This is a genomic window from Rhizobium sp. R711, assembly GCF_002211365.1.
In the GTDB taxonomy this organism is placed as follows: Bacteria; Pseudomonadota; Alphaproteobacteria; order Rhizobiales; family Rhizobiaceae; genus Rhizobium.
This window is the reverse complement of the sequence record NZ_LOKZ01000035.1, coordinates 201,780-219,598: the sequence shown is the minus strand read 5'-3', so window position 1 is coordinate 219,598 and position 17,819 is coordinate 201,780. Positions and strand designations below refer to the sequence as shown.

Annotated in this window: 18 protein-coding genes, 1 tRNA gene and 1 pseudogene; 14 read left to right on the top strand and 6 right to left on the bottom strand. The window is 60.3% G+C overall.

All coding sequences use genetic code 11. The features are described from left to right. Positions 1-15: 15 nt before the first annotated feature. Positions 16-519, bottom strand: coding sequence for an isoprenylcysteine carboxylmethyltransferase family protein (locus ATY80_RS23325; RefSeq protein ID WP_088694675.1), 504 nt, complete (start codon positions 517-519; stop codon positions 16-18). Beyond that, the gene (locus ATY80_RS23320; protein ID WP_088694674.1) at positions 516-1,568 is read right to left on the bottom strand and encodes a type III polyketide synthase; all 1,053 of its coding nucleotides are present in this window, start codon (positions 1,566-1,568) and stop codon (positions 516-518) included. Before ATY80_RS23320 ends, ATY80_RS23325 begins: the two co-directional genes overlap by 4 nt. 165 nt (positions 1,569-1,733) lie before the next feature. On the opposite strand from ATY80_RS23320, the gene ATY80_RS23315 reads away from it, so the two are divergent. The 5 genes from ATY80_RS23315 to ATY80_RS23295 all read left to right on the top strand — a co-directional run bounded on the left by ATY80_RS23315 (position 1,734) and on the right by ATY80_RS23295 (position 6,072). Further along, positions 1,734-2,336 carry a tetratricopeptide repeat protein gene (locus ATY80_RS23315; RefSeq protein WP_088694673.1) on the top strand — a complete coding sequence of 201 codons (603 nt, stop codon included), beginning with the start codon at positions 1,734-1,736 and terminating at the stop codon, positions 2,334-2,336. Positions 2,337-2,395: 59 nt separating this feature from the next. Then, positions 2,396-3,001, top strand: a complete 606-nt coding sequence (locus ATY80_RS23310) for a sigma-70 family RNA polymerase sigma factor (protein ID WP_088694672.1) — start codon at positions 2,396-2,398, stop codon at positions 2,999-3,001. Further along, positions 2,998-3,789, top strand: a complete 792-nt coding sequence (locus ATY80_RS23305; protein ID WP_088694671.1) for a Fis family transcriptional regulator — start codon at positions 2,998-3,000, stop codon at positions 3,787-3,789. The genes ATY80_RS23310 and ATY80_RS23305 overlap by 4 nt, the downstream gene beginning before the upstream one ends. A 227-nt stretch (positions 3,790-4,016) precedes the next feature. Continuing rightward, positions 4,017-5,411, top strand: a complete 1,395-nt coding sequence (locus tag ATY80_RS23300) for a selenium-binding family protein (protein WP_088694670.1) — start codon at positions 4,017-4,019, stop codon at positions 5,409-5,411. A 28-nt stretch (positions 5,412-5,439) separates the two neighbouring features. Beyond that, positions 5,440-6,072: a hypothetical protein gene (locus ATY80_RS23295; RefSeq protein WP_088694669.1), complete on the top strand. Its 633-nt coding sequence runs from the start codon at positions 5,440-5,442 to the stop codon at positions 6,070-6,072. Between the two features lie 84 nt (positions 6,073-6,156). Here ATY80_RS23295 and ATY80_RS23290 read toward each other — a convergent pair. Next, positions 6,157-6,230: transfer RNA gene (locus tag ATY80_RS23290), tRNA-Gln, on the bottom strand. Between the two features lie 253 nt (positions 6,231-6,483). Between ATY80_RS23290 and ATY80_RS23285 the strand changes: the two genes are divergently transcribed. Genes ATY80_RS23285 through ATY80_RS23275 form a run of 3 tightly spaced genes read left to right on the top strand, consistent with a single transcriptional unit; the run spans position 6,484 to position 9,189 of the window. Further along, complete coding sequence (locus tag ATY80_RS23285) at positions 6,484-8,019, top strand: Ppx/GppA phosphatase family protein (protein WP_088694668.1); 1,536 nt, start codon at positions 6,484-6,486, stop codon at positions 8,017-8,019. 9 nt (positions 8,020-8,028) lie between these two features. After that, entirely contained in the window at positions 8,029-8,748 is a 720-nt protein-coding gene (locus ATY80_RS23280) for an RlmE family RNA methyltransferase (protein ID WP_088694667.1), read from the top strand. Positions 8,749-8,805: 57 nt separating this feature from the next. Further along, positions 8,806-9,189: a VOC family protein gene (locus ATY80_RS23275; protein WP_088694715.1), complete on the top strand. Its 384-nt coding sequence runs from the start codon at positions 8,806-8,808 to the stop codon at positions 9,187-9,189. Between the two features lie 3 nt (positions 9,190-9,192). On the opposite strand, the gene ATY80_RS23270 is transcribed toward ATY80_RS23275, so the two are convergent. After that, positions 9,193-10,617: an MFS transporter gene (locus ATY80_RS23270; protein ID WP_088694666.1), complete on the bottom strand. Its 1,425-nt coding sequence runs from the start codon at positions 10,615-10,617 to the stop codon at positions 9,193-9,195. A gap of 275 nt (positions 10,618-10,892) precedes the next feature. On the opposite strand from ATY80_RS23270, the pseudogene ATY80_RS23265 reads away from it, so the two are divergent. The 5 genes and pseudogenes from ATY80_RS23265 to ATY80_RS23245 all read left to right on the top strand — a co-directional run. Next, positions 10,893-11,083: pseudogene (locus ATY80_RS23265) on the top strand (MBL fold metallo-hydrolase); the annotation flags it as partial. A gap of 178 nt (positions 11,084-11,261) precedes the next feature. Beyond that, the gene (gene guaB / locus ATY80_RS23260) at positions 11,262-12,746 is read left to right on the top strand and encodes an IMP dehydrogenase (protein ID WP_088694665.1); all 1,485 of its coding nucleotides are present in this window, start codon (positions 11,262-11,264) and stop codon (positions 12,744-12,746) included. Positions 12,747-12,748: 2 nt separating this feature from the next. Further along, a complete protein-coding gene (locus tag ATY80_RS23255; protein ID WP_088694664.1) occupies positions 12,749-13,309 on the top strand; it encodes a hypothetical protein in 561 nt (186 codons plus the stop codon). Between the two features lie 139 nt (positions 13,310-13,448). Continuing rightward, on the top strand, positions 13,449-13,871 hold the full coding sequence (locus tag ATY80_RS23250; protein WP_088694663.1) for an MAPEG family protein: 423 nt from the start codon (positions 13,449-13,451) through the stop codon (positions 13,869-13,871). A gap of 106 nt (positions 13,872-13,977) precedes the next feature. Next, the gene (locus ATY80_RS23245; RefSeq protein ID WP_088694662.1) at positions 13,978-14,853 is read left to right on the top strand and encodes a dienelactone hydrolase family protein; all 876 of its coding nucleotides are present in this window, start codon (positions 13,978-13,980) and stop codon (positions 14,851-14,853) included. Here ATY80_RS23245 and ATY80_RS23240 read toward each other — a convergent pair whose 3' ends face one another. Continuing rightward, positions 14,854-15,759 carry a hydrogen peroxide-inducible genes activator gene (locus ATY80_RS23240; protein WP_088694661.1) on the bottom strand — a complete coding sequence of 302 codons (906 nt, stop codon included), beginning with the start codon at positions 15,757-15,759 and terminating at the stop codon, positions 14,854-14,856. A gap of 408 nt (positions 15,760-16,167) precedes the next feature. On the opposite strand from ATY80_RS23240, the gene ATY80_RS23235 reads away from it, so the two are divergent. Next, entirely contained in the window at positions 16,168-16,800 is a 633-nt protein-coding gene (locus ATY80_RS23235; protein ID WP_088694660.1) for a TetR family transcriptional regulator, read from the top strand. Positions 16,801-16,803: 3 nt separating this feature from the next. On the opposite strand, the gene ATY80_RS23230 is transcribed toward ATY80_RS23235, so the two are convergent. Continuing rightward, positions 16,804-17,760: a LysR substrate-binding domain-containing protein gene (locus ATY80_RS23230; RefSeq protein ID WP_088694659.1), complete on the bottom strand. Its 957-nt coding sequence runs from the start codon at positions 17,758-17,760 to the stop codon at positions 16,804-16,806. Between the last annotated feature and the right edge of the window lie 59 nt (positions 17,761-17,819).

Below are 17,819 nucleotides of genomic sequence, written 5' to 3'. Positions count from 1 at the left end.
ACGAATAATTTCGTTTCATTTCAAAAACATTGTCGTTTTCAATGCCTTGTTTTCGGCTTTGATGCGGACGTACAGCACTGCGGCGTTGAGCACCGAGAATACCGCTGCGTAGACGGGCATGCCGAAAGCCCGAGGAAGGACGGCGATCTCGCCTACCACGACGACATAGTTCGGATGCGCGAAGAACCGGTAGGGTCCACTGCTGACGAGCGGAGCTCCTGGCAGCACGATGATGCGTGTCGTCCATCGTCCTTTGAGCGTGCCGATGACCCAGAGCCGGCCCGCCTGTAGAGCCATGAAAACGGCAAACCATAGCGGTTCGATCGGACGGCCGATCGCCAGCAGCCACAATCCGGCGATCCAGCAGCTATGCAGGGCCACCATATAAGGGTAGTGCTGCGGCGCAGCCTCCTTCGCACCACTGCTCAAAAGTACCTGTGTATTGTGGCGCGCAAGGGCGAGTTCCCCGAGGCGCTGCACCGTCACGAAGGCGAGGAGTGCAACTGAGGGCCACATCATGCAACCCTCTTTAAAGTCACGCAGCTTGCCGTAAAGCCCGGTCCCATGGCGACCATGGCACTGCGCTTCGGTAGCCCCGTCCTCAAGGCACGCTCAAGCACGAAAAGGATCGTAGGCGAGGACATATTGCCATATTCGGCAAGCACCGCGCGCTCATGGTCTAGCGTTCCCGATTTAAGCGACAAAGCACTTTCCAAGGCAGCCAGCACCCTTGTGCCGCCGGGGTGGCAGATGAAGCGATCGATGTCGGCCCGAGAGAGACCGTTGCGGCTCAGTATCCCGTCAACCGCCGGACCGAGCTCGGTCTCGGCAAAGGGTGGTAGCGATGGAGCGAGAACCACACCGAAGCCGGTGTCGTCAATCTTCCACCCCATGATGCCAAGCGTATCGGGGAAAAGATGCTCACCGGTCGACTCGACCTCCACCTTTCCCTCCGGCCCTGCCCGGAGAATGCAGGCCGCCGCGCCGTCGCCGAAAAGCGCCGTGGCGATAATGTTCGCGCGCGTCAACTCATCCAGCCGGAACGCCAGCGTGCAAAGTTCGATTGTCACGAAAAGCACTGTTGTGCCTGGCCGATCCCTGGCAAACCGCGAGGCGATGGCGAAGCCGGAAACACCGGCCGCGCAACCGAGCCCGAAAACCGGAACACGTTCGATATCCGAGCGAAAACCCATTTTCTGTGCGAGCTGTGCATCAAGGCTCGGCGTGGCAATGCCGGTGGACGAGATGGTGACGATGCAGTCGACGTCGCTTCCTCGCAGGCCCGCCTTCTTCAGCGCATTGGTGGCCGTCTCGAAAAACAGGCTGCGCGCCACTTCGCCATAGGCTTCCATCCGGTCCTGCCAGCCATGCGGCTCGATGAACCATTCCAATGGGCGAGCGGCATAGCGCTTGCGGATGCCGGCATTGTCAAAGACGCCGGCGAGGTGGGAGAAGTCCTTGAAGCGTGATGAAAACAGACGGGCGGAAGTCGCCGCCGCCTCCTTCTGTGTGATGACATGTTCCGGCGTTGCTACGGCAAGACTCAGTAATTTTACGGTATCACTCACGGAATGCTCCTTGTGGCCGGCGCGTGAGCGGCTAACACCTCAGCCCTGCATTTATTCGTCGGCGTCGGGATTGCGACACCCGAAAAAAGAAGAACACGCAATCGAATAAAGTGCCAGCCAGCAGTGTTCACTCGCCGCCAACGTCATTTCCCTAGGAGATATCCCATGACGATCGCGACTGTTCGTATTGCTTCCATCCTGGTCGGCGGCTGCATTGCCGCTTTCGCGCTTTCCGCCCCTGCCTTCGCGATGGGTGGCGGTGGCAGCGGCAGCGGTGGCGGTAGCAGTAGCAGTAGCAGCAGCGGCTCCAGCGGCGGCTCTGGAGGCAGCAGCAGCGAAAGCACCATGCCGACCTGCAAGAAGGGCCAGATGTATGACAGGAGAACGAAGAAGTGCGTCAAGCAGAGCGGCGCCAATGTGACGGAAGAAAACCGCACGGACTACGCCTATTCGCTGGCAAAGGCCGGCCGCTACGACGAAGCGCTTGCCATGCTCGACACGCTGAAGAACCCGAATACCGCTGAAGCCCTGAACTATCGGGGCTACGCCACCCGGAAACTTGGGCGTACGGATGAAGGAATTTCTTACTATCTGAAGTCCGTCGAGCTTGATCCCAAGTACGCGCAGGTTCGCGAATATCTCGGCGAAGCCTACGTCATCAAGGGGCGCCTCGATCTCGCCAAGGAGCAGCTCGAAACGATCAAGACGATCTGCGGCACCGAATGCGAGGCGTATCGCGATCTCAACGAAGCGATCCTCAAGCCGTAGGAACTATGACACTGACGAAAAGCGGGAATGCGCAATTTCGGTTGAACGGGAACTACCAAATGCCGGTCGCGTACACCACATTTCCTGCCTATAGTCGCGCGAAACCAAAGCCGTCGGCGAAACCGGCGGCTTTGGAAGAAAAACCCGTGGCGGAGGCTCTCATTATAAGCGAAGCCGACATCAGGAGCGGCCTGGCGGATAATCTTGTGCGGTTGTGGCGCTATGGCCTCGTGCTCTCGCATCGCCGCGATATTGCCGACGATCTCGTGCAACAGACCTGCCTGCGCGCCCTCGAGCGCGTCGAGCAGTTCGAGGCCGGAACGCGGCTGGACCGTTGGTTGTTCTCCATTCTGCATTCCATCTGGTTGAATGAAATCCGGTCGCGGCGCGTGCGCCTCGGTCAGGGCTTTGTCGATGCCGACGAGGCCTTGGTCATCGATGGCGCCCATGTCACGGAAACGCATGTCATGGCGAACCAGGTTCTACGACTGGTCAATGCGCTGCCGGATGCGCAGCGGGCCGCGGTCTTCCTCGCCTATGTGGAAGGCCTTTCCTACAAGGAGGTAGCAAGCGTATTGGATATCCCGATCGGAACCGTGATGAGCCGCCTTGCCGCCGCGCGCGCCAAGATCGCAGCCAATGTCTCGGGCGAGGGGGCGACATGAACGACAAGCACCTGATTCTTTCCGATGAAGAGTTGACGGCCTATATCGACGGTGAACTGTCGGATGCTGAAGTATCGCGCATCGAGGCAATTCTCCACTCGAACGAGCGTGTGGCGGCAAGGCTGGAGTTCCTGTCGCGTAGCGGCCTTCCGTTCAGGCAAGCCTTCGAGCCGCTGCTTGCCGCAGCACCGAAGACCGAACTTGATGCCATGCTCGGCGTTGCGCCGCGCGACGCAAAGCCGGCTGCCGCGCGCGCTGGTCGCCGAGGCTTCCTTGGTGCGATTGCTGCCTGCCTCGTCGCGGGTGTTGTCGGCGACCGGGCCTTCATCGGCATTCGCAATCGCATGCATGCACCTGACGAAAGCAGTGAATGGCGCACTGTCGTTGCCGAATATATTGCCCTCTATACAGTGGATACTCTGGCTGGCCCATCGCCGTCCGATGACGCGAAGGCCGCTCAATTGGCCCGCCTCGACGATAAGCTTGGCCTTTCCCTGTCACCCCAGACGGTGTCGCTGCCAGGTATCGAGTTCAAGCGTGCCCAGCTGTTGCAGTATGACGACAAGCCACTGGCGCAGATCGCCTATCTGGATCCCGAGACGGGGCCGCTGGCGTTGTGCATTGTCCGCTCGGATGTCGGCACGAAGGAACCTGACGTCGAAGGCCGACACGGCATGAACGTTGTCTATTGGTCAAACCCCACGCACGCCTTCATGCTGATCGGCCGTATTCCGATCGACCGTATGCAGGAGCTGGCGGAGGATGTCAGGAAAAGGACTTCGGCGTGAAGTGGAAGCGGCGGCGAGAGCCGCTGCGAAAAAAGGACTGCCCAACTTCGCCATTTTTTGAGACAATTGGATGGGGAGGATTGCCCCTGTGGCTCGTGTAGCCGGTTTCGAACCTATCCCATCGAAACACTCTTGGATCCTGCCCCGTCCGCAGCGTGAGTCGGCTGTCGGCAAGCATCTAGCGAACATTCTCATTGTTCAGCACACGCTAGCCAGGAGCACTTCACATGGTAACGTGGAAACCTGATCCAAGCTTCTATCCGTCACCGCGCATGGCCATGAAGGCAGCGCCGGAGGCAATTGCCTACGTCGTCGCCTTCGATCCGACGCGAGCTGTTCCCGACGAGCTGGCGGTCGTCGATGTCGACCCGGCATCGGCCACTTACGGGCAGATCCTAAATGCGCTTGCGATGCCCAACGTCGGCGATGAATTGCATCATTTCGGCTGGAACGCATGCTCGTCCTGCCTCTGTCCGAACGCACCGCACCCGCACGCTGAACGCCGCTATCTGGTGGTACCGGGACTGAAATCCTCCCGCATCCATATCATCGACACCAAGCCGGATGGGCGGAGTCCATCGATTGTCAAGGTGATCGAGCCCGGTGAAGTGGCTGAACGGGCCGGCTATTCCCGGCCGCACACAATCCACTGCGGCCCTGAGGGCATCTATGTAGCCGCACTCGGCAATGCCGAAGGCAAGGCACCAGGCGGCATTTTCCTGATGGATCACGAGAGCTTTGACGTCCGCGGTCAGTGGGAGATGGATCGGGGGCCGCAACAGCTGTCCTATGACGTCTGGTGGCACCTTGGCCACGATACGCTCGTTACCAGCGAGTGGGGTACGCCGGATACGTTCGAAAACGGCCTCATCCCGGACATCCTGCTCGGCGCGAAATACGGACGCCGTCTGCATTTCTGGGATCTGCACAAGCGCAAGCACCTGCAGACGATCGATTTCGGTGACAAGTATCAACTCGTGTTCGAGCTTAGGCCCGCCCACGATCCGACCAAAGCCTATGGCTTTGTCAACTGCGTGCTCAGCCTCGAGGACCTCTCCTCGTCAATCTGGGTCTGGCATCGTGATGGCGAAAAATGGGGGGTAACAAAGGTAATCGACATTCCGGCCGAGCCTGCCAATGCCGACCAATTGCCGCCGATGCTCAAGGGCTTCAACGCCGTGCCACCGCTCGTCACCGACATTGACCTCTCAATGGATGACAGATTTCTCTACGTGTCCTGCTGGGGAACCGGCGATCTGCTTCAGTACGATGTCTCCGATCCCTTGAAACCGAAGCTGACAGGCAAGGTCCGGATCGGCGGCATCGTTTCGCGTGCGTCACACCCGGGCGCGAAGAATGGCGCGCTCAACGGAGGCCCACAGATGGTCGAGATCAGCCGCGACGGTCGCCGTATCTACTTCACCAACTCGCTCTATGGCGCGATCGACGAGCAGTTCTATCCCGACGGCATCTCGGGCTGGATGGTGAAGCTTGACGCGCAGCCGGACGGCGGCATTGCCTTCGACGAGAAATTCTTCGTGGAATGGCCGAAGTCGCATCGTCCGCATCAGGTCCGTCTGCAAGGTGGAGATTGCTCGTCGGATTCCTACTGTTATCCCTAGGGAAACGACGTCTGGCAGTGAGGCGCCGATGAACGAGCTCTGGCCATGGATGCTGCTGGCGGGACTAGGTGCCTTTCACGGTCTCAATCCGGCCATGGGATGGCTGTTCGCCGTCGCGCTTGGCATTCATCGGCAGAGTTTTATCGCGGTGGTTCAAGCAGTGCCCGCCATCGCCCTCGGACATGCTCTCTCCATCGCGCTGGTGGCGGGAGCCGTGGTCGCCGCCGGCCTTTTCGTGAACCAGGATGTTGTGCGCACGGCCACCGGCGGAGCGCTTGTTGCATGGGCAATCTGGCATCATATCTTTGGGCACAGTCGCCGCGTTCGCATCGGCTTGCGCACAGGGCTCGCCGGCCTTGCGTTATGGTCGTTCCTGATGGCGACGGCTCATGGTGCGGGGCTCATGATCCTGCCTGCCCTGATACCTCTCTGTCTCGCCCAGCCGCCATTGCCCGAAATCGGCGGCATTGGGTCGGCGGCGATGACGATCGCAGCGGTCGGCGTCCACACGCTTGCGATGTTGGCGGTTACAAGCCTCGTTGCCCTGACAGTGTACCACTGGGTCGGGCTCGAGATATTGCGCAGCGCTTGGATCAACGTGGATCTGCTGTGGACCTTGGTGTTGCTTGCCACCGGTGTCGGGCTGCTGATCGTCGCGTGAGGGCGACACCGCTCGCTGCTGTCGATACCTAAAAAGGATCTGTCTCGTTGGAGAGAGCACGCATCTTGGGAAATTAGAGGAAATTGGCTGGGGAACCTGGATTCGAACCAAGATCGACGGAGTCAGAGTCCGCTGTTCTACCATTGAACTATTCCCCAGCAGGTGCGGCGCGCGAAGCGGCTCCGCTGGTGTGCGGCGCTTATAAACAAAAGCTGGCGGATTGCAAATACCTGTTTCGAAAAAAATCACGTGGCTTTGAGAAGGTCTTTGATGCCCCCGAAAATGCCGGTTTCTCTAGCGCCAAAAAGAATTTGGCGTTTTCGCCATGCGCTGGTATCTTCGCGGCAACGCAAAATCGAATGAGCGCCTGCTGCATACCTTTGGACTTGCGCGGCGCGATGGAAAAAGAACGTGGAAGACCCCGAAAGCGGCCAGAGGTCGCAAGGTAACGGGGCGTTGGCGGCAGGGCGCAAGGACGGCAAGAAGTCCAGGCGCCGCAAGGGCAAGCGTGGCGGGCAATCCCGCAATGCGAACCAGTCCGCTCAGCATGTCCTCTCCGGCGATACCGGAGAGGCGGCACGCCCAATTGAAGCCGGCAGCGCGGCGCGCAAGCGAAAGCGTCGTCGTCGTGGCGCCGGGGCCTCTGATGAGGCCGGGCAACCGCATCGGACAAGCAACGAAATCTCCGCAGTCGCAGGGCAGGGCGTTCGCAGCGACAGCGAATCGGTGCCGAGCCGTCGCAATCGCCGCAAGCATCGTGGCAAGCGCGGCTTGCAGGGGCGTCCGCTGGTGCACGAAAAGCCGGTAGGCCATCCCGCCCAGCCGCAGCCAGCGCCCGCTGGACGGAATGGGGCTGCCGAATCGCGACCCGGTCACAACGACAATCGTGCAGCACGCCAGTCCGACGGCGGGCAGCGGAGCCATAATGAGCACCCGTGGCCGGATGAGCTTTATGCCGCTCTCGATCTCGGCACCAACAATTGCCGTCTGCTGATTGCGCAGCCGACGCGACCGGGTCAGTTTCGTGTCGTCGATGCCTTCTCGCGGATCGTGCGGCTTGGCGAAGGGCTTGCGGCGAGCGGCCGCCTCTCCGACGACGCCATGGACCGTGCCGTCGATGCACTGCGCGTCTGCGCCTCCAAACTAAAGAACCGTGAGATTCGCCGCATGCGGCTGATCGCGACCGAGGCCTGCCGACAGGCGAGCAATGGGGCGCAGTTCCTCGAGCGCGTTGTTGTCGAGACCGGCCTCGAGCTCGAGATCATCGATCGGGAAACCGAAGCGCGGCTTGCTGTTTCCGGCTGCTCGTCCCTTGTCGGGCGGGAGACGCGCTCCGTCGTCCTTTTCGATATCGGCGGCGGCTCTTCTGAAATCGCGGTCATCCGCATCGGCGACAACCGCTTCAATCGCCTCGCCAATCACATCACCCACTGGACCTCGCTTCCGGTCGGCGTCGTAACGTTGTCGGAGCGCCACGGCGGACGCGATGTTACCCCGGATGTCTTCGAAGGCATGGTGATCGAAGTGCAAGGCATGCTTGCCGCCTTCGATTGCCCCGCGATCGATATCGGTCATGCGGGTGACTTCCATCTCATCGGCACCTCGGGAACAGTGACGACGCTCGCCGGCGTCCATCTCGATCTGCCGCGCTACGACCGACGCAAAGTCGACGGCATCTGGCTTTCAGACGACGAAGTTTCGGCGATGCAGGCGAAGCTGCTGTCGTGGGATTTCGCAAGCCGCGCCGCCAATCCCTGCATTGGGCCGGATCGCGCCGATCTGGTGCTCGCCGGTTGCGCGATTCTTGAAGCGATCCGCCGCCGCTGGCCGAGTCCGCGCATGCGCGTTGCCGATCGCGGCTTGAGGGAAGGCCTGCTGACAGACATGATGGCGGACGATGGTGTCTGGCGGCGCCACCGCCACCGCCGCGGCCAGCGCGGCAAATAGGGGACAAGCATGGCGAAGCCAACGATTGCGGGTAACCGCACCGGCCGCAAACTCGGCCAGCGCGTCAAGAACAAGAAGATGAAGGCGTCGTCGCGGCAATGGCTGCAGCGCCACATCAACGATCCCTACGTGCAGCGCGCCCAGCTCGAGGGCTATCGCGCGCGCGCCGCCTTCAAGCTGCTGGAGATCGACGAGAAGCACAATATCCTGAAGGGCGCTCGCCGCATCATCGATCTTGGCGCTGCACCGGGAAGCTGGTCGCAGATCGCTGCCAAGGTCACCGGGTCGACGGATGAGGATATCCGCGTCGCGGCGATCGACTTTCTGGAGATGGATCAGCTACCGGGCGTGAAGATCCTGCAGCTGGACTTCCTCGATCCTTCAGCGCCGGCGCAGCTGATCGAAGCGGTCGGCGGTACACCGGATCTGGTGATCTCGGATATGGCTGCCCCTACCACCGGCCACCACCGCACCGACCATTTGCGCACCATGCACCTTTGTGAGGTGGCTGCCCACTTTGCTGTTGAAGTGCTGGGCGAAGGCGGACACTTTCTGGCAAAAACCTTCCAGGGCGGCACCGAGCGCGATCTTCTCAACATGCTGAAGCGACACTTCAAGCAGGTCGTCCATGTCAAGCCGGCATCCTCGCGCGCCGAATCCGTGGAAATGTTCCTGCTGGCGAAAGGCTTCAAGGGGCGCCAAGCGGAACCCGACGCCGCGGAAGCTTGATCTTTGGGCTGGTCTTGGGTGATGATCGATCTCCCAAGACTTGGAATGCCCGGCACCATGCTCCTATACGTCACCCTCGGAACCAACGACATCGACCAGGCCAGGCGGTTTTACGATATCGTCCTGCCGCTTCTCGGCTACCGGCGTCAGCGCCATTCAGAGGAGGAAATCGGTTACTCCGCCGACGGGGATACCCGCTGCCGGCTCTGGATCGTCACCCCATTCAATCGCAGGCGCGCGTCGAACGGAAATGGTTCGATGGTCGCGCTTCATGCCGAACGTCGTGCTGATGTGGATGCATTCCATGCCGCCGCAATTGCGGCAGGCGGCATTGATGAAGGCGCGCCGGGATTGCGGCCGTTTCACGCTAATTTTTACGCGGCTTACGTGCGGGATCCGGACGGCAACAAGCTCAGCGCCGTCTGCGAGACCCCGGCATAAGCCTTACTTCACTGCGTGCTGTTCTACCTCGATCGCCGCCGGGGCGATGCGTTTTGCGCGGTGGCCGGAGACGAGCGCGCCGGCGCTCTTGTCCATCCGGATGATGGGGATGGTCGCCACGACCGTCAGGATCGCGATCACGTAGAAGGCGATGTGGAAGTCGGCCACCTGCAGCGCCTCGCCGCGGAAATAGATCGACGTCTCCAGGATCGCGGCGGCAACGGCAACACCGAGAGCCAGGCTGATCTGCTGCATCACCGAACTCATCGACGTTGCCTGGCTCGCCTGCGCGTCGTCAATATCGGCAAACGCCAAGGCATTGACCCCGGTGAAGAAGAACGAGCGGGAAAAACCACCGATCAGCAGCACGGTGATAATAACGAGGTGCGATGTTTGAGGCGTGAAGAAGCCGGTCGTGACAGTTACCAAGGTCGTGACGCCTGCTGCCGAAAGCAAGGTCGTTCGGAAGCCGGCCGCGGCGAACACGCGACGGGCCATGAACTTGGTGGTGATGGCGCCGATTGCGCCGGCAAAGGTGATAAGGCCGGATTGGAAAGGCGTCAGACCGAAGCCGAGCTGCAGCATCAGCGGCGTCAGGAAGGGCATGGCACCGATGCAGATGCGAAACAGCGTGCCGCCGGTTGTCGATGCGCGGAAGGTCGGGTTTCGGAAGAGGTTCAGGTTGAGGATCGGTGCCGGATGCCGTTTTGTGTGGCGTACGTAGAGAAAGCCGCAGACAAGGCCGATTGCTGTCGCCGTGATGCCGATAATGGGCGGAAGCGCCGGTAGGCTGACGACGGAGAGGCCGAAGACCACCCCAGCTGCCGCAAACGACGTGAGCAGGAAGCCGATGACATCCAGCCTCGGCGGCGCCGTCGCCTCCACCTCAGGCAGGAAGATCGTTGCGAGCCAGACACCGATGATGCCGACCGGCACATTGATCAGGAAGATCCAGTGCCAGGTGAAATAGGTGGTGATGAAGCCACCGAGCGGCGGTCCGGCAAGTGGTCCGACGAGTGCCGGAATGGTCAACAGCGCCATGGCCGAGACAAGCTCGCTTCGCTTCGTCGTTCTCAGAAGCACAAGACGACCCACCGGGGTCATCATCGCGCCGCCCATGCCCTGCAGGAAGCGGGCGAAAACGAATTCGATCAGGCCCGAAGAGATCGCGCAGAAGATTGAGCCGACGACAAAGACGCAGATGGCAAGGCGGAAAATGCGCTTGGCGCCGAACCGGTCCGCCATCCATCCGCTGATCGGGATGAAGACCGCGAGCGACACCATATAGGAAGTCAGCGCCAGCTTCAGCGTGATTGGCCCGACATGGAGATCGTTGGCGATGGCGGGAAGGGCGGTCGATATGACGGTGGAGTCCATCTGCTCCATGAAAAGAGCGACGGCGAGGATCAGCGGAACGATGCGATTCATACACGAATGCCTTGAAGGTCTTGCGAAGGCGGCTCGGGAAAGCCAGTGCTCTGTAGTCCTCGCGAAAGGCTCTGCCAACCCTTCTTTCAGCTTCTGAGGCACGTTTGCATCACGTCTGCGTGAGACCGCTTGTTCAGTAATTTCAATGGTCAAGATTGGCATATGTTTGCTTCGGCCGGGCGCAAGAAACGCAGCGGTCGGCTGGTCATTTGGGGGTGTGCCGCAAGGAAGTCGCACGTTATTGGAAGAATTGGATATGGCGGTACCGTCGGAAGCCCGACTGGGAGGTTCGGTTTGACATGGACAAGGCGCAGGCGGCGGCAACGCGCCGCAAGGTGTTCGGCATGATCGCGGCCGACAAGATTGCCTTCCTCGGTTACCATATGCCGTTCGCGGCCGTTGGCTTTGTCGAGACATATGGGACGGCTATCGCTTCGTTCCGAAGACCTATCAGTTCGACCTGTGAGGTCGCTGCATGGCAGCCATACCAAGCCCGGCGGACATGTCGGGCTTTTTGCTATTCCCTTCCTGTCATAGACGTGTTACCAGCCCTCGCCAACTTCCAAAGCAACCCTTGCACACCGCCGGTGCGGACGATTCGTTCCGGGAGGCGTTGCATTTTTCTTAATTGAAGGAAATTGGCCATGGCTCGCATCATAGAAACGCCAACCGGTTTGGACGCACTCACCTTTGATGACGTGCTTCTGCAGCCCGGTCATTCCGAGGTTCTGCCCGGTCAGACGAGCGTTGCAACACGCATCGCCACTGATTTCGAGTTGAACATCCCGATCATCTCTTCGGCCATGGACACCGTCACGGAAAGCCGCCTAGCTATCGCGATGGCGCAGGCCGGCGGGCTTGGCGTCATCCACAAGAACCTGACGCTGGCCGAGCAGGCCGAGCAAGTCCGCCAGGTCAAGAAGTTTGAAAGCGGCATGGTCGTGAATCCGGTGACGATCGGCCCCGACGCGACGCTCGCCGATGCGCTCGGTCTCATGAAGACCTACAGCATCTCGGGTATTCCTGTTGTCGAAAAATCCGGTCGTCTCGTTGGTATCCTGACCAACCGCGACGTCCGTTTCGCGTCGGATCCGAAGCAGAAGATCTATGAGCTGATGACGCGCGAGAACCTCGTCACCGTCAAGGAAAACGTCGACCAGCAGGAAGCCAAGCGCCTGCTTCATGCGCACCGCATCGAGAAGCTGCTCGTAATCGACGGTGAAGGTCGTTGCGTCGGTCTCATCACCGTCAAGGATATTGAAAAGTCGCAGCTGAACCCGAATGCCTCCAAGGATGCGCAGGGTCGCCTGCGCGCCGCTGCCGCCGTCGGCGTCGGCGACGATGGTTTCGAGCGCGCCGAACGCCTGATCGAAGCTGGTGTCGATCTTCTCGTCGTCGATACTGCGCACGGCCATTCGCAAGGCGTTCTGAATGCCGTGGCACGCGTGAAGAAGCTCTCCAACTCGGTGCGCGTCATGGCCGGCAACGTGGCAACATCGGAAGGCACGAGGGCGTTGATCGATGCTGGCGCGGACGCCGTCAAGGTCGGTATCGGTCCCGGCTCAATCTGCACGACGCGTATCGTCGCCGGTGTTGGCGTTCCTCAGTTGGCGGCCATCATGTCGGCCGTCGAGGCTGCGCAGGCGAAGGATATCCCCGTCATCGCGGACGGCGGCATCAAGTTCTCGGGTGACGTGGCTAAGGCGATCGCATCGGGTGCCTCGGCTGTCATGATCGGTTCGCTGCTCGCTGGCACTGATGAAAGCCCGGGCGAAGTCTATCTCTACCAGGGCCGCTCCTTCAAAGCCTATCGCGGCATGGGCTCCGTCGGCGCCATGGCGCGCGGCTCTGCAGACCGCTACTTCCAGGCGGAAGTGCGCGACACGCTGAAGCTCGTGCCTGAGGGCATCGAAGGCCAGGTTCCCTACAAAGGCCCGGTCTCCGGCGTCCTCCACCAGCTTGCCGGTGGTCTCAAGGCAGCCATGGGTTATGTCGGCGGCAAGGATATCAAGGAGTTCCAGGAGCGCGCGACCTTCGTCCGCATCTCTGGCGCTGGCCTTCGCGAAAGCCATCCGCACGATGTGACGATCACCCGCGAGAGCCCCAACTATCCGAGCGCCGGCGGCTGAAAATGAAAGCGGGCAGCCGTATTCCACTCTGGATTATCGCGCTGCTCGCGGCCATCTGCCTTGGCGTGCTTGCGTGGACGACATTCGGCTTTGTCGTCCCCTTCAAGCATGAGACTGGGCAGGCGGTCCTCGATGTTTATTTCGCCGGTTACGACCAATTGACCGTCGGCCGGATGCAGCAACTCCTCGGCCAGAACGAGATCGCCAACAATTTGCTGCGGGCCATGTACGTTGGTCCCGAGCTGATTTTTCCAGCACTCCTGACGGCGCTCTTGCTGCTGGTATTGATGAGGTTGCGGCCAGGCGGATCCTATTTCGCGCGTCCGATCAGTCCCGTTCTCGTCAAGCTCGTCTATGTTCTTCCCTTCATTTATGGCCTTGCCGACTACGGCGAGAATGTCGCCAGCCTGATTGCCTTCGGAGATAGCGCCTGGACGGATCCGGCCGCTCAACTATTGCCGTGGATGACACGGCTGAAGTTCGCGAGTCTGGCCATTTGTCTGATCGTCATTGCCCGTTTCGCCCTTGTGCGCGTGATGCATCGCGATGACAGCGAACAGTGATCTCACCACGGCCGAGGGCACCATTACCCAAGTTCTGAGAAAGTGGTGCCCATCTCCGAACCGCGCCGGGCATTTGCGGCGCTGATGCTTTTCCTCTACAGCACGGAAATCAAACGGAAGGCAGCAAGGAAGAGACAGAATGACCGGCTACGAAATGTTCTGGCCCGTAATCGCCCACGTAGCCCTAGTCTATAGTCTCTACATGCTTCTCGGTTACCGCCGCCGACAGCTGGTTCAGGCCGGAAAGGTCCAGCGCTCGAACTACCGGGAAAATCGCGATGAGCCGCCGGAGGGCCTGGTGGTCAAGCATTGCCTGGCCAATCAGTTCGAGCTTCCCGTGCTTTTCTACGCCTGCTGCGTCCTTCTTTACATCACGGAAGCAGACAACCTCGTGGCTGTCGTTCTTGCGTGGATCTTCGTCGCACTGCGCTATCTGCATGCCTTCATCCATGTAACCAGCAACAACCTCCGATATCGAAGCCCGCTTTTTGGTGCTGGCTACGTGGTGCTCGGTGGCATGTGGCTGTGGGTCGCCGTCTGGATGATTTTTCCCAACGGCTGATCGGCCGATCAACCTGAAGTAACGCAGTTTTGTTCCCTCGTTACTGCCCACTGACCTATGTTCCCCGGCAGGCGAAAGCCGACAGGTAGGGAACAGGAGGCCTCAAATGAACAAGCCGGAAATCACGCAGGCGATGATCAACGCCTATGACGAATACACGCATCTGACGCTCGACCGCCGCAGCTTCATGGACAAGCTGACGAAACTGGCCGGTTCCGCCGGTGCAGCAGCAGTTATTGCGCCGATGCTCGCCGCCAACAAGGCGAGCGCGGAAATGATCGCCGCCGATGACAAACGGCTGGTCGCAAAGGACGTGACCTATCCCGGCGGAGCCGGTGAGATGAAGGGTTACCTGGTAGAGCCGAAGGACGCTTCGGGAAAACTCGGCGCCGTGATTATCATTCACGAGAACCGCGGTCTCAACCCGCACATCCGGGATGTCGCGCGCCGCATGACGCTTGAAGGGTTCATCGCGCTGGCGCCTGATTTCCTTTCGCCGAATGGCGGCACGCCGGAGAATGAAGACAAGGCCCGTGATATGTTCAGCACGCTGGATCGCGCCGCCACGGTAGCGAACGCCGAGGCAACGCTCACCTACCTGACCAAGCTCGACAACTCCAATGGCAAGGTCGGTGTGATCGGATTTTGCTGGGGTGGTGGGCTGGTGAACGACTTCGCGACCAAGTCGCCGGAGCTAAAGGCCGGCGTCGCCTATTACGGCGCCCAGCCACAGGCCGCCGATGTGCCGAATATCAAGGCGGCCCTGATGCTGCATTATGCGGGTCTCGACGATCGCATCAATGCCGGCATCGACGCCTACAAAAAGGCGCTGGAGGAGAACGGAAAGGACTTCCAGATCTTCGTCTATGACGGCGTCAATCACGCCTTCAACAACGATACGTCGTCGGCCCGCTACGATAAGAAGGCCGCTGATCTTGCCTGGAGCAGGACCATTGAATTCCTGAAGAAGAACCTCTCCTGATCAGGCTGCCAGTTCACGCGGGGCTGGGGCGACAGCAATGATCGCTTCTGCCAGCGCCTCCATCTCCTTGCCGCGATGATTGCTACGCCGCCAGGCGAGACCGATCTCGCGCGACGGCTGCGGATCGGCAAACGGGAGTATGCGGATCGAGTTGCGGCTGGTCTCGGTCGGAATGGCGATCTCGGGAATGAGTGTCATCCCCATATCGTGCGACACCATCTGCAGCAGGGTTGCCATCGACGTCGCACCGAAGTTGACGAGGCTGCGCTTGCCGGCGCTGCAGACGGCAAGCGCCTGATCGCGGAGACAATGTCCCTCCTCGAGCAGCAGGAGCCGATCGACATTCACCTCATGCTCGGTCAGCGGTGATGTCAGTACGGCCTCTCCATTGTCTGCCACCGCCATGAAGAAGCGGTCGGTGAAGAGCGGCCGCGTCTGGATACCTTCGATGTCCAGCGGCAACGCCGCGATCACGGCGTCGAGTTTCCCCGTCAAAAGATCCGCCATCAATCGATCGGTCACGGCCTCCCGCAACTCCACCTCAACACTAGGGTAGGTTTTGCGCAGATGCGGAACGAACTGCGGAACGAGGTAGGGGGCAACCGTCGGGATAATTCCGATGCGGATCAGACCCTCGAGCGTACCGCCGCCCTTTCGGGCTGTCTGCTCGAGCAGGTCGACCTGATGCAGGATGGCGCGGACGTAGTGCAGCACCTCCTCGCCCTTCGGCGTCAGAAAGGTGTTCTGCCGTGTGCGCTCGACCAGCTTGGCGCCGAGATACTCTTCCATCTCCATGATTTGGGTCGACAGTGCCGGCTGGCTGATATGGACCATTTCGGCGGCTCTGCCAAAATGGCGCGTCGTCGCCAGCGCATCGAAATAGCGCATCTGTCGTAGTGTCAGCATGATAACTTCTTTCAATCGAATTCCTCAACAAATACGGCTTGAGGTTATTGAAGGTCAATAGTCACAAGGGGACTGCCGCTTTCCGGCACTTGCAGCGAGAACGAGATGCAAGCTCACTGGGCGCTGGCAGGCACATCGCAAGCGCGGTTGAAAAGGCCACGAATCACAGCTCCGTGCAGGGCGATTGAAAGGGATATGAAATGAGTAGTCAGTTGCACCAAGTCGAATAAGTTCCCGGTCGAAAGCCAACCAAATCCGGGTGTATCACCCCGATTTTGCTGTGCTTTTCGGGATCCGTACAATCCGATCTATCTCGTTTACGAGTCGTGAAGACCTGCATGTCATATCGGCGAAAAGGCGCCGGCATGAACCTCCTCCGTCGCTCCACATAGAACAAATGGGAACGACATGAAGGTCGGAAGTTTGGATCGTATTGGCCTCCGCCGGAAGCCAAAGCAGGAACGCAGTATTCAAAGGCTCGACATCATCTTGTCGGCCGCCGCAGCAATCATTGCAGAAAAGGGCGTAAGCGCCATGCGGATGACGGAATTGGCCGTTGCCGCCAAGGTTCCGATTGGCTCCGTTTATCAGTATTTTCCCGAGAAGGCCGCGATCGTCAAGGCGCTTTTCGACCGCCATGCTTCGGCAATTCAGGCGCGAATTGCAGAAGCCTTTGCCTCCGTGCACTCGGTCGATCATGCACTTGACGTGCTCGCCGCGACCATCGACTGGCACTATGACGACTACCGCAGCGATGCTGCCTATCTCGGCATCTGGATGGGCACGGAAACCGACCACGATCTGCTGCGGCTCAACATCGAGCATAGCAAGCGGATTGCTGACATCTTTCAGGATGCCATCCGCCGCGTTGCACCCGAACTGTCCGCGGCCGACATGCAGGCCAGAACCTATTTGTTCAGTCACCTGCTTGGGGCTTCCATCCGCCTTGCGGTCGTCAGCGAGGACTCGCTCGCCAGACGCATTCTCGACGAGTGGAAGCGCGTGATCCGCACGGCTTTCCTCTCGTCGGCTGCTGCGTGACGCCTACCAGCTCGGCAGGACGTTGGCGATCTTGAGGCGGGGTTGGACCCGCCCGTAGGCGTTCTTCACATCAGGCTCCAGATTGTCGTCGACGACAGCGGGCGTGATGTTGTCGAGGCAGGCGGTGATGTGTGCGGTGATCGCGTTCATCAGCGAGATCGACACGCCAGGCCGCTTCATGATGCCGATCTGGACCGGGGGCAGCGCAGGGAAACCGTCCGCCTGGCTCAGCACCTTCATTCCTGTGCGCAGTGCCGATTCCGGCATGACGGACACGGCCATGCCGGCAAGAACCGCGGCCGCGACGACCGTGCACGACCAGCTGGTGAAGAGGATCTGGTGTTCGCGGCCGACCGCGTCGAGCGCCGAGCAGGCGAGTTGGCGCCACTGGCAGTCGCGACGGCCGACGGCCAGTGGTACCGGCGCATCGTCACGGATCGGATGGTTCGCCGAGCCGACCCAGCAGAGCGGTTCCGTTCGCACGACGTCCGACATGCGCTCGCGCGGATTGTGCGTCACCAGCGCGATGTCGAGCTCGCCGCGGTTCATGCGCTCCGCGAGACCCACCGAGGGCTCGCAGACAATGTAGAGCTCGACGTTCGGGTGCGTCTTGGCGAAGCGGCCGATGATCTCCGGCATATAGCGGTCGGCGTAGTCATCGGGCGTGCCGATACGCAGCGTGCCCTCGAGACGATTGTCGTCGAAGGCTGCGATCGCCTCGTTGTTGAGGCGAATGATGCGTCGCGCATAGTTCAAGAGCTTCTCGCCTTCGACGGTCAGGCGGTTGCCACGCCCGTCCTTGATGAAAAGCTGCTTGCCGATGCGCTCTTCCAGCCTCCGCATCTGCATGGAAACGGCCGACTGCGTCTTGTAGACCCTATCCGCAGCCTTGGTGAAGCTGCCGGAATCGACGATCGCGATGAAGGTCTGCAACTGATCAATATCAAGAGGCGCGGACATGAGTTCACCTATAACAATCTCTGATGCTAATCATTAGAAACATTCGTTGGACTGATCAA

Bases quoted from the DNA above. Each gene is read 5' to 3' on its own strand.
- ATY80_RS23315 (WP_088694673.1), top strand. From the start codon at position 1,734: ATGACGATCGCGACTGTTCGTATTGCTTCCATCCTGGTCGGCGGCTGC.
- ATY80_RS23240 (WP_088694661.1), bottom strand. From the start codon at position 15,759: ATGCTGACACTACGACAGATGCGCTATTTCGATGCGCTGGCGACGACG.
- ATY80_RS23305 (WP_088694671.1), top strand. From the start codon at position 2,998: ATGAACGACAAGCACCTGATTCTTTCCGATGAAGAGTTGACGGCCTAT.
- ATY80_RS23255 (WP_088694664.1), top strand. From the start codon at position 12,749: ATGAAAGCGGGCAGCCGTATTCCACTCTGGATTATCGCGCTGCTCGCG.
- ATY80_RS23295 (WP_088694669.1), top strand. From the start codon at position 5,440: ATGAACGAGCTCTGGCCATGGATGCTGCTGGCGGGACTAGGTGCCTTT.
- ATY80_RS23280 (WP_088694667.1), top strand. From the start codon at position 8,029: ATGGCGAAGCCAACGATTGCGGGTAACCGCACCGGCCGCAAACTCGGC.
- ATY80_RS23245 (WP_088694662.1), top strand. From the start codon at position 13,978: ATGAACAAGCCGGAAATCACGCAGGCGATGATCAACGCCTATGACGAA.
- ATY80_RS23310 (WP_088694672.1), top strand. From the start codon at position 2,396: ATGCCGGTCGCGTACACCACATTTCCTGCCTATAGTCGCGCGAAACCA.
- ATY80_RS23270 (WP_088694666.1), bottom strand. From the start codon at position 10,617: ATGAATCGCATCGTTCCGCTGATCCTCGCCGTCGCTCTTTTCATGGAG.
- guaB (WP_088694665.1), top strand. From the start codon at position 11,262: ATGGCTCGCATCATAGAAACGCCAACCGGTTTGGACGCACTCACCTTT.
- ATY80_RS23275 (WP_088694715.1), top strand. From the start codon at position 8,806: ATGCTCCTATACGTCACCCTCGGAACCAACGACATCGACCAGGCCAGG.
- ATY80_RS23325 (WP_088694675.1), bottom strand. From the start codon at position 519: ATGATGTGGCCCTCAGTTGCACTCCTCGCCTTCGTGACGGTGCAGCGC.
- ATY80_RS23300 (WP_088694670.1), top strand. From the start codon at position 4,017: ATGGTAACGTGGAAACCTGATCCAAGCTTCTATCCGTCACCGCGCATG.
- ATY80_RS23235 (WP_088694660.1), top strand. From the start codon at position 16,168: ATGAAGGTCGGAAGTTTGGATCGTATTGGCCTCCGCCGGAAGCCAAAG.
- ATY80_RS23230 (WP_088694659.1), bottom strand. From the start codon at position 17,760: ATGTCCGCGCCTCTTGATATTGATCAGTTGCAGACCTTCATCGCGATC.
- ATY80_RS23250 (WP_088694663.1), top strand. From the start codon at position 13,449: ATGACCGGCTACGAAATGTTCTGGCCCGTAATCGCCCACGTAGCCCTA.